Raw genomic sequence first — 13,476 nt, forward strand, 5'->3', positions numbered from 1 at the left:
GGGCTACCCCCACCCACAGCCCCAAAAGACTTCACCCCCGATGTTCCAAGGGTAGAGGCTATCTTAGCTGGCAATATTTTTTTAGCCTTCTCTTCTGGTGTTACGCCTCCCGTCCCTGTATATCCGCTTGGCACGGTCTCAATCGGCGGAGCAATAGGTGTAGGAGGAGTGGCTCCGCCACTCCCTATTTTTCTCCAACCATAGAAAACCGATGGGCGATCGCCTCCTTTTTTGAAACCTATTGGAATAAGGCTCATCTCGATCCCTTGCGGTCTAAAGCCAGTATCCTCGCCATTCGCGATGAATTTTCTGATACTGCCAGACGTACCCCCACAGGATGGATAAGAGCTTACCAGTTCAAAAGATACCGAAGGGAGAGAATCGTACGCAAGTCCGTAATCGTAAAATAATTCGTATAATCCGTCATCACACCCGTTCACAAAATCCTGAACGTACAGTCCTACGGTATACGACACCCCTATGGACTTATTCCCAGTATTCGGATTGTATACAGGCTGCCTTAAATTTTTCGCCTCATTTGGATCTCCAGCGGCTCCCGGAAACAGGAAGAAAGCGCCAAAAAACGCCGCGACGGGAGCTAGCAGACTTAAAGCCCCAGCTGCGATACCAGCGGGGACTGGGGGGAGTGGCTCTGGTGGGATTGGAATCCCCGATGGTGGCGTGAGGAATCGCGCCCCCCCCTGCAATCCGCCCACGGATGAGCCTACGCTTTGGCTGATGCCCGACTCAAAACCTATTCCCATCCCTTTTCACTTCCTAATCTGCAATTTCTACTTCAGCGAGGCGGGGATTGGAGCCGAATCCATTTCTTTAACTTTTTTCCAATCGGGCAGGGAAGAGCCAAGCAAAGATAAGTCTTCTTCAAATACGCATAGAGTTTGCATGCGCTGCGTATTATCCGCGTCTACGCCACTATTAAACTGCGCTCTATTCTCCGATGGGGATCCAGCGGTGCGGACAAATTTCTTTGTAGGGTTGTTTGCCAATAAAATTAACGCTGTCCATGCGTTTAGCTGCTCGATTGTGGTGCAAGCACGATCGCCTGTAGGCAGATCCGTTGATGGGTTGAAAGCTGTCATTTGATTTTCAAGTCGAATTGATAACAGCATTAAATCTGCCCTCAAAATTATTTGCAATTTGGCGGTTACTATCTCACTTCTACATAGAAATGAGAATATTAAAATTGCTCTGTGATTTAGCTATCACAAGCTTTTCGGGGTATAAATAGGAGTGAGTGCTTTTTGCATCTTCTCACTTATCTATCTCTTTGAAATTAAAGCGAGAAGTTGTAATGGGGAAAAATAATCGATTCGGTCAAGCGGAAATTTTGAATGATGCCGAGCTCGACAGAATTTTTAAGCATCTCAAAAATCGCGAGCATAAATTATTTTTCGTCATTGCCAGATATTCGGGGGAACGTTTTGGCGCGATCGCTAAATTAAAAATCAGCGATGTCTATGGACCAGCTTGCGTACCACTTGACGAAATAACTTTTCCTGCGAATATTCGCAAGGCATCACCCAACGGCGATCGCTCTACTCGTCAGGTGATGGTTTTCGAGCGCTTTGGCGAGGCATTGACTTTATACAAGCCTCGCGACCCAGATACTATCTGGCTTTTTCCAAGCAGCATCAAGGACGGCTGCGCGATCACTTGGAGCGCTGCCGATAAGTGGTTACGCGCCGCCGTTGACCGCGCGGGGTTATCCCATCGTGGTATTTCTGGGCATAGTTTGCGGCGATCGTTCATCACGAAGCTGTATGAGTCGGGAATGGACATACACCAACTGCAACAGGTCACTGGGCATAAGTCGATCTCTGTGCTTCAGAAGTACATCGGCAAGAATCCTGTGAAGCTCAAAGAGTCAATGTCTAAGATTTTTGCCTAGGGCTAAACATATCTCCTTAGCAGTTGCCCCCGATCGCCACAGGGTTTCTATAGACTCAACCATTTTGTTAGGAACGTGATGGTGTACGAGTTTTCCAGAAATATCTACATAAACATAGCGCCTATACCAGTAGGATTTTGCTCCCTTTATTACTGGCTGATAATGTTCAAAATAGCCGTGGAGATCGGGCGTTATTTCTGGAAGACTATCGAGTTTATTAGGGTTTTCCAGAAATTTAAAAGTCCCCGAACCTTCTACGGCATGATTCCATATGTAGCCGTCATCGAATTTGATTTTCATCCAAGTGATTCCCTTGGCTTTATCAAATCTTTTTTCTAATACGGTTGCTCCCATGCCATACCTACCACAGCTATCTATCTCGCTGGCATAGGTCACACGATCGCCAATGGCAAAAACAACCGCCTCACAAGGCTTTTCCAGAATTTCTAGTCGCGGAGTGCCCATCTCTAAATTATGGCTTTCGCATTGCTTCGCGTTTTGAATGTTGATGCAGCGATCGCATAGATGGGTCACGGTTCCCACGACCCCATTGTCAAGATTACGAACGTTGTCCCCAACCCTGATTCCCATGGGCAAAGATGGCTTAGGCTTTGCCCGCTTCTTCTTGGCTTTTGGTTGCGTGCTTTCTGGAAGTGATTTCAAATAATCCTCCCTAGCCTTGGCGATCGCCTCTTCTTGCTTCCGCTCGATCTCTTCGTCAGACGATCGCTTTGTCGGTTGGTACGAAGGATCGCAGTGGTTGAGTTTATCAAGCGCTATTGTTACATCAAGCCCAAGGTCGGTTCTAACGCTTGCCTTGCCTCTACTAATTTTTGTAATAGTGCCTGCATGATCTGGGTTGGCTTGATAGACGCGATCGCCAACAGCAAAATTTTGTTTAGAAATTTCTGGAAGACTATCGGTTTTACTGGGTTGTGGTGTTTTAGGTTCACTCGAGCTAGAAACTTTAACGAGCAGACTGGATGAATCCTCAAACTCTTTGAGGTGTGGGCAATCCATTTCTGGAAAGTTTTCCCACTTAATGTAGTAATGGGTTGCCATTTCCCAGACCACCTGACCGATGCCGCGCTGTTTTTGGTATGGCAATTCGGGCGATGCGTAGGTAACGCGATCGCCTATCTCAAATTTTGGTTGATTCATGACTTGATTCCCGATTTTGCTTGAATACCTGCCTGATAACCAGCTAGAAACGCGGCGGCGATACCGAGCTTTTGAATTTCTGGCATCAGTCCATGACAATCCATCGAAACTAGGTATGCTTCAAAAAGTGGCTTAATTTCAGGCGGGTAATGCTGTTGATAAAAATTCTGAAAATCTTTCATGACTTGATACCCAGCGTGGCTTTGATTTGGGCGATCGCAATTTTAGCGATCGGTGAATCAGGAGGAGCGACCTCTACTTTTTCTGGAAGATAGGGCTTATACGGGGCTTGTGGGATAAGTGAGGCTTTGTATTGGGCCTCCCATTTCTTCCAACTCTTAGAGTCAAACTTGGAGAAATAGGCGGCGCGTCGCGCCGCGCTGGGGAAAGACTTGTTCAAACTTTTTATAATGAACTGCTCGACGGCAGCGCGGGAAGGTTTGCCCTCATCAGTCCCGATCGCCTTAGCATCAGTATCAATTTGTTCCTGGGGTGAATCACCAAAAGTGCTTAATCGCAAATCTGGCTTTAGTTCCAGAATTTGCTCAACCTCTTGCGGTTCCTCATCTTCGTTGTTTAAAAGCAAATCTTCATCTACTAGATCGTCATTTTCATCTAGTGACTCATAGTTAGGTATTGCTTTTCTAATTTCTGCGATCGCCTCTTCTACAGAAATTTCGTTATTGTCCTCGATGCTGTCAAAATTTTCATTCTCAAGATCATGATCTAGATTGAATAAGACTGAAGAAGATTGAGAGCTTCCAGAATCCGCTTCTAGATTGAGTTCCAGCTGTCGTTCGCGATCCTCTGATCGCTTGGGCGATCCTACGATCGCTTGGACGATCAGAGGATCGCCTAGACGATCAGAGGATCGCCTCACAAATGACTTGGCTTTCTCCCAAATTAATAAACCTAAATCGCAAAGTTTATTTAAAGCTCGTTGGACAGTTCTTTGTTTTATGTCCAAAATGTCGGCGATCGCCTTGGTGCATACCTCGACTTTGCGATCGCCAAACGGGTCGAGTGTTTTGTAGTAAAGATAAACCCGTAATTGGGCATCAGAAAGCTTTGAGTTGATGGCTAAAAACTCATCACTCGTTAATCGGTAATGTGCTGCTGTTGTCATGTCTGTAGGTTTGGATTTACTACATTCCGCACGTTCCCACTAGGGTCTGTAGTTACTCGTTGCCTATGCCTTAATTATTCATCAGATGCGAAATTGATAGGTAGCTTGTCGATAGTTGTTCCAAGAAGATTAGCTAATTTATGCCAATCCTTAAGGCTAAGACATGGAGTAGTTTTGCCGTTTATCCAGTTACTAACCGTCTGACGACTTACTCCAAAATCAGATGCAATTTGCGCTTGAGTAAGTCCTCGCTTACCCATAAGTCGAACCAGAGGTGATTCGGATGTTTGCGCCATGAGTACCTTCAATGGAGATACGTTAGTGTTCGCCATTTACTACCCTCGTAATTATTAATGATCGAAGTTCCTGATGTGTTTCATGTGGTTGTGGATAGAAATGCTCTGGCATTTCTTCTAAAGAAACTCCCAAAACCTTGCCCAGTTTTTTAAATTGTTCTGGGGACAATTTTGGTTGTTCTTTGCCTGTTTCCCACCTGCTAATTGTGCGAGGGGACACACCTATCTGTATAGCAAGTTGTTCTTGTGTCAAGTCTTTAAATCTTCTAAGCATACTTAAAGCTGAATAAGGTTTATCCATTTTTTAGTCCTTAACCATTGGTTGATCGAGAGAGATATAAACTGACTGAGGAGCAAAGCTATCAGGTAACTCATCAATACTTATGCCTAATAGTTTGCATAGTTTTTTAGTTTGACAAGGCTCTAGTTTAGGTATAGATCTACCGTTCTCCCATCGAACAACGGTATTTCTTTCAACCCCTAAGGCTTCAGCTAATTGAGCTTGAGTTACGCCTCCTCTGATTTTCCTAAGCATTGCTAATGGTGAAATTTTCATTTCCACTTCTTAGCCCTTGCTTGTAGGTTTATCAAAAGACAAATGAACTGGCTGGGGAGCAAAGCTGTCTGGTAGATCATCAAGCGTAACGTCCAGCAATTCACATAGTTTTTTAACTTGCCATACCTCAAGCTTAGGCTTTGCCTTGCCTAGTTCCCAGCGTGAAACGGTATTTCTGTCCACGCCAAGGGCATTAGCTATTTCATCCTGAGTTACATCGCCTCTGAGTCTTCTAAGCATTGCTAATGGTGAAATTTTAGTTTCCATATAATCCTACACTAAAGATGAATAGTCGTCACTTGACATCGTTTTCTACTTTGATGTAGCATTGAGTCAAGAAACAAAGACAGCACTCGAACCGCAAGATTGAGCGCCGTCCTTGACAAAAAGTTAAATTCATTTTCGCACGTTCCCCAAGCTAGAGACTCCTTACCCCGTAAGTAGCCTGATTTTCATGCGACTTGACATCTAAATTTTCGCTGTACCATGACAAGTAAATAGATGAGGTGTGCCTATGACCCCAGAACAGATCGACAGCAAATTTGCCGATCACGATCGCTGGTTTGCGGAAACAAGTCAAATTGTCACAGCAAACATCGAAGCCATCGAAAGGCTAACTGGTCAGACAGTAACCCTGTCCGCAGACATCCGCGAAACCAGAGCGATCGCAGACTCCAACGCTAGAGTTATTCAATCTCTATGCCAACTAGCCGCCGAAGACCGCGAAGAGCGTCAAGCAATCCTTGCTAGGACAGCCGAAATGCAAGCCGAAATACGCGGCTTGCAAGTCGAAAACCGAAGGATACTCGACATCCTGCTAAACCAACAGCAAACCGATCAAGAGTAACCATTACCCAAAATTAACCATCAACCAAGAGACAACGCCTCATCTATTTGAGGCGTTTTTTTATTACCCCAAAAAACTATGACCAACGAGCAATTTCTGGAAACCGTCGCGGAAATGAGGAAGCTCCAAAAAGAGTACTTTCGCACCCGTGACACAGGCATCCTCGATCGATGCCGCTTCGCAGAGCGCCTAGTCGATCTACACATCGCCAAAAAGACAAGCCCGCAGACCGAGTTATTTCAATAAAACGCCTAACCAATTCAAAGCAAAAAAATGAAACAACAACCAATCGCCCACCCCATCGGAAAGTATTACTCCTCCAGAACTCACCCAATGCCACTAGAGGTCGAAGCCTATCTGGAACGCTTGCCATTGGCTCAAAAAATATCCCTCGCAACCGCACTGCTAAACCAGTGCAACACCGTCTTTCAAAACGCTCCTAGCCTCTCCGTAGTCCGACCTACCCTCACTGATGAGGATACCTCAGCATGATCACCCCAGAAATTTTTCAACAGCAGGCAAAAGAACTTGCAGCGATCGACACGATGCAATTTGCCATGCCGCCCGACGGGGGCTATATGTTAGCCGCTGTCGTTCAAGCCGCAGTCATCTGCCTAGACCTCCCCGAAACAACCCAAACTTTTTGCAAACAATTTGTAAATGGCTTTTGCGATCGCTACCGTGAGCAGATGCCCTCAGTTGTCAAAGAGATCGAGGACGCATGGCAAAAGCCCAACCTCATGACCGAGGATGAATTTGAGCAAACCCTAGGCGAAAAGTGGCAGCGCATAGCCCAAGATGTCGAGCGCGAAATGAAGGGCGAAGTCAAAATCATCCTTGACATACCAAAGGGTGATTTTTCTCCCCCACATCACGGTGCTTTATGCCCTATTAACGGTAAGCCATGCTCGAAAGAAGGCGAATTTTATTACTATCCCGATGACTGTCCCGATTGGGGTGTGTGCGAACAGATCGCAAACGAAGACGATGACCTAGAAGACAGATGTGCAAGCGGATTCACCAACTAAAGCCTATGCCTGAAAAAAAGTACCTTTCAACAGGTGAAGCATTGCAAATTCTAGGTATTTCCCGCGAAAGTCTAAGGAAATATCTCAAAGAATTTAAGCACGGTGTCCACTACCAAGATCGGCGTAAAAAAGGTAGTAGGACAGCGAAGCTTTTCTGGAATATCGAAGCAATTCAGGCTTACTGGGATACGCCACCCGAAAAACGGAATACCAAAAATTAACTAAATTTGATTAATTCAATTCTTAAACATGGTCACTATTTCGGTCACCATGTTTTTTTATGCTTTTTAAAAGTAGCGTATAGAAAGCTTTAACAAAATCAGATTTACCGCCTCCTAAGCGCTAGGTCATCGGTTCGATCCCGATCAGTCCCGTCACTAAAACGGCGGCAATTTCAAGCTAAACCCTGAAATTGCCGCCGTTTTAGTTATGTAAGAAAAAGCTTAGAAATTACATAAAACACCTCTTTTTTTGTCAAACAATGGTCACCTTTTAGGTCACTGCTATAATGCAAAAAACCGCCCCATTGAGGCGGTTTAAATCTTTTAGCTTGAAACAGAATATATGGATAGATTAGCACAGGCTAACTCTAGGCTACGAGCCGACAAGTCTAGATGCTCCATTGAGCAAAGAGGCGATCGCTTACTCCTTAGAGCAACCTTGCCACCAAAGCCGACGGCGGCGCGACAAGATTGGCACAGGCAAAGGATATTTTTAGGGGTCAATTCGACTCATGCGGGCATATCTTTTGCAGAGTCCGAAGCTAGGAAAATAACGGCATTGCTCGATCAAGGTTTATTTGATTGGCAGCCTTACTTAAAGCAGGATGAGGTCAGTTTAGACCTTAACCAATGGCTTGAAAAATTTAAAAGCCATAAATTTTCTCAGGGAATCAGCGAGACGACTTGGCAGAAAGACTATTTTGATTTTTTAAAAATTCTGGAAAATTTAAACCCTGATGACGGGATCGCATCGGTAAAGGAGATCGCCCCAAATACCAGAAAGAGAAGCAGGGCTTGCATGGCGATTACCGCTTTTTTTAAATTTACAGGAATCCAAATAGACTTAAAGCCTTATAAAGGTAGCTATTCCCCAACAACAGTCCAACCCCGTGACATTCCCACCGATGCCACGATTCAAGATTGGTTTTTTAAAATTAAGGACACTTTTTGGGGCTGGTCGTTTGGCATTATGGCGACCTATGGCATTAGACCTGAAGAACTACCTCTTTTGGAATTTGAGAAAATGCCAGTTTTAATGGTTCGCAAAAAATCAATATCAACAAGTAGTGACCCAAAGCATAAATTCCAAGAGCGGAGCATCTATCCGATCTACCCAGAATGGGTTGAGGAATTTAATTTGAAGAGTGTTCAATTACCTAAATCAAAAGATACTGGTAAGCAAGCCTGTAAGCAATTCCAGAGATATCAAATACCATTTACGCCCTATGATTTGCGCCATGCTTGGGCGATCAGGTCTATGGAGTTTGGATTACCTTTGGAGTTAGCGGCTCAGCAAATGGGACATAGCATGATCGTGCATTCCCAGACTTACCACAAGTGGATAAGCGATCGCCACCACAAGCAAGCCTTTGATCGCATCATGGCAAAGCCAGATCGGATAACGCCACCAATCGCCACGAGTAGATTAGTTTTAATTAATGGAGGCATTTAATTATGGGATTCCGTAAAGAGAATATAGGTTTAGTAATTCTTGTGGGGTCATTAATTGCAGCGGCAGTACTAAACAGCCAAGAATCAGATCGGAAGAAGTCTTTAAACTATATGCCTGAAGCTTCAGGAGTAGTGATATTTAGTTCTGAAGATGAATCGAAAAAAGCCATTCAAGAGATTAACGATCTTAGAAAAGCCTATGGAAAACCTCCAATCAACTACAGTACGAAAGCCTACAATCTTGCTCTCGCAAGGGCAAAAGACATGAATCAGTATGGCTACTACGATCACATGAATCCTAAAACTAAGACTTGTGCTGACACAATGAAAATAGATTACGGGTTTAGTGACAAAGATTATTTAGCCGAAAACATCAATACCTATGTAAGCACAGGACCGGGGATGGCACTATCAGTGCAAACTATGAGCGACTCAATTAAGGGGTGGATGAATAGTAGGGGGCATAGATTTAATCTTTTGTATGACATGCATGTAGCTGGAGCCGTTGCCTGTGATTTAAATAAATGCGTATTCCTGGGTTTAAATTCCGAAGCTTTTGGCAAAGGCTGCCACACAGCCAAAGAGGGTCAAGAGTATTGGGAAAAAGCACCGCCGCAATCTGGCGAGATAGCGCGTTAGGCACCAACAATAAAGGCGATCGCTAAATTAGCGATCGCCTTTGCTCAAATAATTCTTTGCAATACTCAAGATACTCCCTTAAGTTATCGGTGAAAGCTAAAATCGTAGCTACTTCCAAGCAGTAGGAGTTGTTGTCTGAATTCCTATAATAAAGGTCACACAAAGCATAGATTGCGGTGTGCAATTGAGGAATGGTTAGATAAGGCATCTCTCTAAGGTTTTCCATCCAGAAATTATAAAGGCGATCGCTATTAGCGATCGCCTTTGCTGTTTATGACCTAGCTACTTAAGACAAAGGTTGAGGCTCTGAAGCCACAGCTCTAAGCTGATCGGCAATACCTTGAAATAGATCGGCAACCTTATTCAAGTCGTTCTCATGACCGAACAAGACAGAGTAAGCTACTGGGAAAATTCCTAAAACTATCTGAGACACCTGTTTTGCAACCATGAAAATCACCTTTTAGATATCGTACAACTATCAACTATAGGGCAGATCGCCTCTCACTGCCATCCCATTGATTAGTGGGCAAATATGCGGCGCGTTCGCGGCGAATTTGATTAAGCTCAATCAAAACCTCCTTATCGACCTCAGCGCTTTTATAGATGACTTGCTTTAGCTCCATAATCAATGCTTGGATAACATCCCGCTCCTCGTTGACGCGGGTCAATAAATTCTGGAAAACAATATCAAATTGCTCACGCTCTCGCTTAATACGTTCCTGCTCGTTTTGCTGTTCGCGCTTAGATCTTTCAATGGCGATCGTCGCCATTTCGGTGTAATAATTTCTCGCGAGAACTCCTATCCACCCAACCCCGCCAATGATGGCCAACGATGCGGGTTCCATATCAGCCTCCTATGTATCTATGTATCCATCAATTTGCAAGGACACCTCATCGAACCAATAGGGCACAGATACTTTTATTCTGTACCTCTCCAGATAATCGGGTACTGGAATGATGATCGCCTGATTGCACCGAAGCGATCGGCGTATCACCTCCACCTGAGAGACATCATCCACCAATAGATCCGCATTCCCACCCCACTTCCACGAAGCTCTAGCATTCTGGTTATTCGCTGCGATTCGTAGATACCGATAAGCCAAAGAAAAGCTTAAAGATATTGGCGGTATAGGGATATAAGCATCAGGATTCCGACTGGTATAGACAGCCTGTATGAGGTTGTCAAAAACTAGATGCCATTTAGAACCATCAGCAAAATTCGGGTAGCTCACAACACTGCTCTACAAGATAATCCATGTCATATCCTTGGAATTCAATCAAGTCTAGATAATCATCTATAGGAATCTCCCCTCGCATTGCCTTGTCAAGGGCTAGACTGCGAGAGTGCATAGCCGCCAATTCCGACTGAATATCCGACAGCGACATTTCAGGGAACAACTCTAAAGGCAAAACGATAGGAGATTCCATAGATTCTTTAACCAGAGGTAGGCAAATATTCGGGAATGAAATAGAGACGACCATAGCCATCTGTTTTAAACTCAGCTGCTTTCGCTTCTACGATCGCGTTGAAGCTAGTGCGCTGCGCTGCATCAGACTCGCCGCTAATTGGAGCGGTGTAGGTAGACCGAGCGTCACCAGAACTATCCGCGTTGTACTTGATAACACGGCGCTTAGATACCTTAGATTCGCTTGCGGTTGGAGTGTCCGCGCCAATAATACCGCGAACCTTTGCAGGTCTAAATCCGCGTGGAGGTCTGGCAGCTGTAGCAGCAGATGCGTCTTTTGAATCCTTGAGATTTAGATCCGCCATGCCAAACTTCTCAACCCCGCTCACAGATGCTTGGATTTTGAGTACGGCATTAGCATTGCCGACTTTATAGCTAGCACAGGTATAGATGTAGATATCTTTTGGATTTTTGTCTACAGTTGTTTTGCCAGGGCGCGGAGTGCTGTAATAGGTCTGGCGGTTTGTAGCGTATTCCAGTTCTTTGGTCAGGATAGCGACCGATCTGATTCTGCCCATAAATTTTTAAATAAAAAACTCGACAAAATATTTCTACCATGCAAAAAATCGTGATTTTGCCAGCGAACCTTATAGGGTTCGGTCATTTTTTGTCAGACTTCATCGGTGACATAAGGCGATGGATAATACCCCGAATTATCATAAAGAACCTCTGGCTTAATAAGCCCATCGACATACAAGAAAGCGGCTCTAAGCTTCACCGTACAAATAGGGCGTTTAACCCTCTTTTTTACAGTTTTCTCAAGCCGTTTAATTTCTTCCAGAGTTTCTGGGTAAGCCTCTTCTGGTGAATCATTACCAGAAAAATTAATCCTCTTATTCTCTACCTCATGCTCTCGTAAAGATAAAACCTTGGTTAGTACTTCTATTCCACCTTCTTTAGTATCACAGAGGATTTGGAGGTTGTACCCTTTTTTGGGGTCTGAGTAAGATAAATTGCTTTTCCCTTTCTGCCATATAAAACCCTTAAAAGCATCTCTAACCTTTTCTCCGAGAGCAATAGCGTCAGTCTTTTTGATTGTTTCTGCACTGAATTCTACTAACCTTATTCCAGCGATTTGCCCATCAGCAATATCTCTATTGGAATCTGTTAGGTAGTTAGTTTCGACAAAATAGAGCTTCAATTTGGGAGTCCCTCTTAGATCGATATTCGCAGCTTCTGAAGGTGGCAGCAAGTACACCTCATTGAGCTTGCTAAAGTCCGCACCTCTAACCCTATCGAAAAGCTGATATTTACCAATCGCTTTAAGCAGCCCATCATCTTCAGTGATGATACACAGCTTCATCCAGTAATCCTTTTGAGATTGCATTGGTAAGCTATCATCACTAACCTTCTCAAAATAAGCAGCAACTTCATAATTCTGGAACTTACGAAACCCTTCCGACCAGTCGATCGTGTCTTTTTCAATAGCAGCCTGCGCATTAATTACAGCCGTATCATCAGCGTCAATATCATCTGTAGGATTAGGCAGATCGACTGATTCATCAGGTGGAATCAGGGTTACATCATCTGAGGGGCTTGGAGTTGGGTCGTTTATCGGCATTGATTTTTATTTGTTTGATATCAACAATGGTATATATAGAGCGCTTTTTAGCCTTGGTGGCTATTTGAATTCTCAAATCTTTCCGAACCTTGCTATCTGCATTAAATAGAGCGGTTAGCTTGGTAAATTCAGTAGATATTTTTTGAGCATTACGGGTAACTGTGAGGACTTCACCCGTAATCGTTTTCAAATTTTTGAGAGTGGAACTTACACCACTCGCGGCGCTAGAAATATCGCTAGCGGTATCGCTGTCTAGTGCATCATTAGCGGCTTTTGAAGCGGCTTTCTTGGGGTAGCTTGACGGCGAAATCACGCCATTAACAAGCATCGCATTGCATAGATCACCTAGACTTCCACCAAGCCTTTGACCTACTTTCGCGGACTTCGCAAATAGACTTTCAGTTCTATTTAAAAGATTAGTGCTTGAGCGTATAATCCTGTTCTCAACTGCGAGAAAGTCTTGAAGATTTGTATAGTTTTCAAGCCCGATGATGTTAATAAAAAATGCTTCGATATTTTGTCCAAATGCTCTAGATGCTGTGGTTTGTTGACCTTTGCTATCTACAAACCTCCATGATGGGTTTAGGTTTATAACATTATCGATAATTCCTGCTGCGGTTTTCCCTAGGGCATTGCTAAGCATTAGTGCATTATGAAGATTTAAACCCGCATTAACTACGCCTAAAGCGCGATCGACATACTGGTTATCCAAGAAAGAGAACAGCTTGGTAAAGTTATCAAATAGTCCCTTGAAAGCCAAATCTTGACCAAACTGATTAGCTGCTAGCGTATTTCTTGCAGCATCAATATTTTGATTTAATGGATTCTTGATATTGTCTTCCATTTGCTTAGTGCAGCTCGGAGAATTCAGAGCATTACAAGCACCTGTTTTTGCATTGGCTTGCTGATTCTCTGGCGTAGTGTTGTTTTTAATGTCTGTAACATTGTTGTTCATTACACCAAGAATCGAACCAATAGAGGCTAACTGACCTGTTAGGTCGTTTGGGTTAGGCTCATAAGGCTTCAACGGATCTAATGGAGCTTTAGGCTTTTCTAATGGTGGCGTAGGCTTTTGGAGTGGTGGTGTACTTGGCGGGGTCTGTACGGGCGACTGTGGCGGCGAAGTCAAAGGCGGCGATTGGGGGTTCGCTGGTGGCAGCAAATCGCTAGGAGTGTAATTCCGTCCCCCACTAAGGCTAGGGCTACCCCCACCC

At 44.2% G+C, this 13,476-nt stretch carries 23 protein-coding genes; 7 read left to right on the plus strand and 16 right to left on the minus strand.

Annotated features, from left to right (window positions below):
- The coding region (locus AC805_RS08435) for a hypothetical protein (protein ID WP_156341354.1) at window positions 1-764 on the minus strand (764 nt) is incomplete at its 3' end.
- Between the two features lie 27 nt (window positions 765-791).
- Entirely contained in the window at window positions 792-1,100 is a 309-nt protein-coding gene (locus tag AC805_RS08440) for a hypothetical protein (protein WP_156341355.1), read from the minus strand.
- 212 nt (window positions 1,101-1,312) lie between these two features.
- Here AC805_RS08440 and AC805_RS08445 point away from each other — a divergent pair, with 212 nt between their 5' ends.
- Window positions 1,313-1,909 carry a site-specific integrase gene (locus tag AC805_RS08445; RefSeq protein ID WP_055075015.1) on the plus strand — a complete coding sequence of 199 codons (597 nt, stop codon included), beginning with the start codon at window positions 1,313-1,315 and terminating at the stop codon, window positions 1,907-1,909.
- Here AC805_RS08445 and AC805_RS08450 read toward each other — a convergent pair.
- From AC805_RS08450 to AC805_RS08480, 7 genes are all read right to left on the minus strand, one after another.
- Window positions 1,886-3,070, minus strand: a complete 1,185-nt coding sequence (locus tag AC805_RS08450; protein WP_055075016.1) for a hypothetical protein — start codon at window positions 3,068-3,070, stop codon at window positions 1,886-1,888. The genes AC805_RS08445 and AC805_RS08450 overlap by 24 nt on opposite strands.
- Window positions 3,067-3,252: a hypothetical protein gene (locus tag AC805_RS08455; RefSeq protein ID WP_055075017.1), complete on the minus strand. Its 186-nt coding sequence runs from the start codon at window positions 3,250-3,252 to the stop codon at window positions 3,067-3,069. The genes AC805_RS08450 and AC805_RS08455 overlap by 4 nt, the downstream gene beginning before the upstream one ends.
- Entirely contained in the window at window positions 3,249-4,196 is a 948-nt protein-coding gene (locus AC805_RS08460; protein WP_055075018.1) for a hypothetical protein, read from the minus strand. The genes AC805_RS08455 and AC805_RS08460 overlap by 4 nt, the downstream gene beginning before the upstream one ends.
- A gap of 74 nt (window positions 4,197-4,270) precedes the next feature.
- Entirely contained in the window at window positions 4,271-4,528 is a 258-nt protein-coding gene (locus tag AC805_RS08465; RefSeq protein ID WP_055075019.1) for a helix-turn-helix transcriptional regulator, read from the minus strand.
- A complete protein-coding gene (locus AC805_RS08470; protein WP_055075020.1) occupies window positions 4,515-4,793 on the minus strand; it encodes a helix-turn-helix transcriptional regulator in 279 nt (92 codons plus the stop codon). Before AC805_RS08470 ends, AC805_RS08465 begins: the two co-directional genes overlap by 14 nt.
- A 3-nt stretch (window positions 4,794-4,796) precedes the next feature.
- The gene (locus AC805_RS08475; RefSeq protein ID WP_055075021.1) at window positions 4,797-5,048 is read right to left on the minus strand and encodes a helix-turn-helix transcriptional regulator; all 252 of its coding nucleotides are present in this window, start codon (window positions 5,046-5,048) and stop codon (window positions 4,797-4,799) included.
- A 9-nt stretch (window positions 5,049-5,057) separates the two neighbouring features.
- Window positions 5,058-5,315, minus strand: coding sequence for a helix-turn-helix transcriptional regulator (locus AC805_RS08480; RefSeq protein WP_055075022.1), 258 nt, complete (start codon window positions 5,313-5,315; stop codon window positions 5,058-5,060).
- Between the two features lie 247 nt (window positions 5,316-5,562).
- Between AC805_RS08480 and AC805_RS08485 the strand changes: the two genes are divergently transcribed.
- The 6 genes from AC805_RS08485 to AC805_RS08510 all read left to right on the plus strand — a co-directional run bounded on the left by AC805_RS08485 (window position 5,563) and on the right by AC805_RS08510 (window position 9,235).
- Window positions 5,563-5,895 carry a hypothetical protein gene (locus AC805_RS08485; RefSeq protein WP_197278674.1) on the plus strand — a complete coding sequence of 111 codons (333 nt, stop codon included), beginning with the start codon at window positions 5,563-5,565 and terminating at the stop codon, window positions 5,893-5,895.
- 273 nt (window positions 5,896-6,168) lie between these two features.
- A complete protein-coding gene (locus AC805_RS08490; protein ID WP_055075023.1) occupies window positions 6,169-6,387 on the plus strand; it encodes a hypothetical protein in 219 nt (72 codons plus the stop codon).
- Window positions 6,384-6,923 carry a hypothetical protein gene (locus tag AC805_RS08495; RefSeq protein WP_055075024.1) on the plus strand — a complete coding sequence of 180 codons (540 nt, stop codon included), beginning with the start codon at window positions 6,384-6,386 and terminating at the stop codon, window positions 6,921-6,923. Before AC805_RS08490 ends, AC805_RS08495 begins: the two co-directional genes overlap by 4 nt.
- A 5-nt stretch (window positions 6,924-6,928) precedes the next feature.
- On the plus strand, window positions 6,929-7,144 hold the full coding sequence (locus tag AC805_RS08500) for a hypothetical protein (protein ID WP_055075025.1): 216 nt from the start codon (window positions 6,929-6,931) through the stop codon (window positions 7,142-7,144).
- Between the two features lie 343 nt (window positions 7,145-7,487).
- On the plus strand, window positions 7,488-8,597 hold the full coding sequence (locus tag AC805_RS08505) for a hypothetical protein (RefSeq protein ID WP_055075026.1): 1,110 nt from the start codon (window positions 7,488-7,490) through the stop codon (window positions 8,595-8,597).
- Between the two features lie 2 nt (window positions 8,598-8,599).
- The gene (locus AC805_RS08510; protein ID WP_055075027.1) at window positions 8,600-9,235 is read left to right on the plus strand and encodes a CAP domain-containing protein; all 636 of its coding nucleotides are present in this window, start codon (window positions 8,600-8,602) and stop codon (window positions 9,233-9,235) included.
- A gap of 286 nt (window positions 9,236-9,521) precedes the next feature.
- Here AC805_RS08510 and AC805_RS25510 read toward each other — a convergent pair whose 3' ends face one another.
- The 7 genes from AC805_RS25510 to AC805_RS26165 all read right to left on the minus strand — a co-directional run.
- Window positions 9,522-9,683 carry a hypothetical protein gene (locus tag AC805_RS25510; protein ID WP_156341356.1) on the minus strand — a complete coding sequence of 54 codons (162 nt, stop codon included), beginning with the start codon at window positions 9,681-9,683 and terminating at the stop codon, window positions 9,522-9,524.
- 34 nt (window positions 9,684-9,717) lie between these two features.
- Complete coding sequence (locus AC805_RS08515; protein WP_055075028.1) at window positions 9,718-10,080, minus strand: hypothetical protein; 363 nt, start codon at window positions 10,078-10,080, stop codon at window positions 9,718-9,720.
- Window positions 10,081-10,089: 9 nt separating this feature from the next.
- The gene (locus tag AC805_RS08520; protein WP_055075029.1) at window positions 10,090-10,467 is read right to left on the minus strand and encodes a hypothetical protein; all 378 of its coding nucleotides are present in this window, start codon (window positions 10,465-10,467) and stop codon (window positions 10,090-10,092) included.
- Window positions 10,445-10,663 carry a hypothetical protein gene (locus AC805_RS08525; protein WP_055075030.1) on the minus strand — a complete coding sequence of 73 codons (219 nt, stop codon included), beginning with the start codon at window positions 10,661-10,663 and terminating at the stop codon, window positions 10,445-10,447. The genes AC805_RS08520 and AC805_RS08525 overlap by 23 nt, the downstream gene beginning before the upstream one ends.
- Before the next feature lie 7 nt (window positions 10,664-10,670).
- Window positions 10,671-11,219 (minus strand): hypothetical protein, encoded by a 549-nt coding sequence (locus AC805_RS08530; protein ID WP_055075031.1) that lies wholly within the window; start codon window positions 11,217-11,219, stop codon window positions 10,671-10,673.
- Between the two features lie 92 nt (window positions 11,220-11,311).
- Window positions 11,312-12,262, minus strand: coding sequence for a hypothetical protein (locus tag AC805_RS08535; RefSeq protein WP_055075032.1), 951 nt, complete (start codon window positions 12,260-12,262; stop codon window positions 11,312-11,314).
- The coding region (locus AC805_RS26165) for a hypothetical protein (RefSeq protein ID WP_331459053.1) at window positions 12,225-13,476 on the minus strand (1,252 nt) is incomplete at its 5' end. The genes AC805_RS08535 and AC805_RS26165, both read right to left, overlap by 38 nt.

This window comes from Pseudanabaena sp. 'Roaring Creek' (genome assembly GCF_001402795.1).
In the GTDB taxonomy this organism is placed as follows: Bacteria; Cyanobacteriota; Cyanobacteriia; order Pseudanabaenales; family Pseudanabaenaceae; genus Pseudanabaena.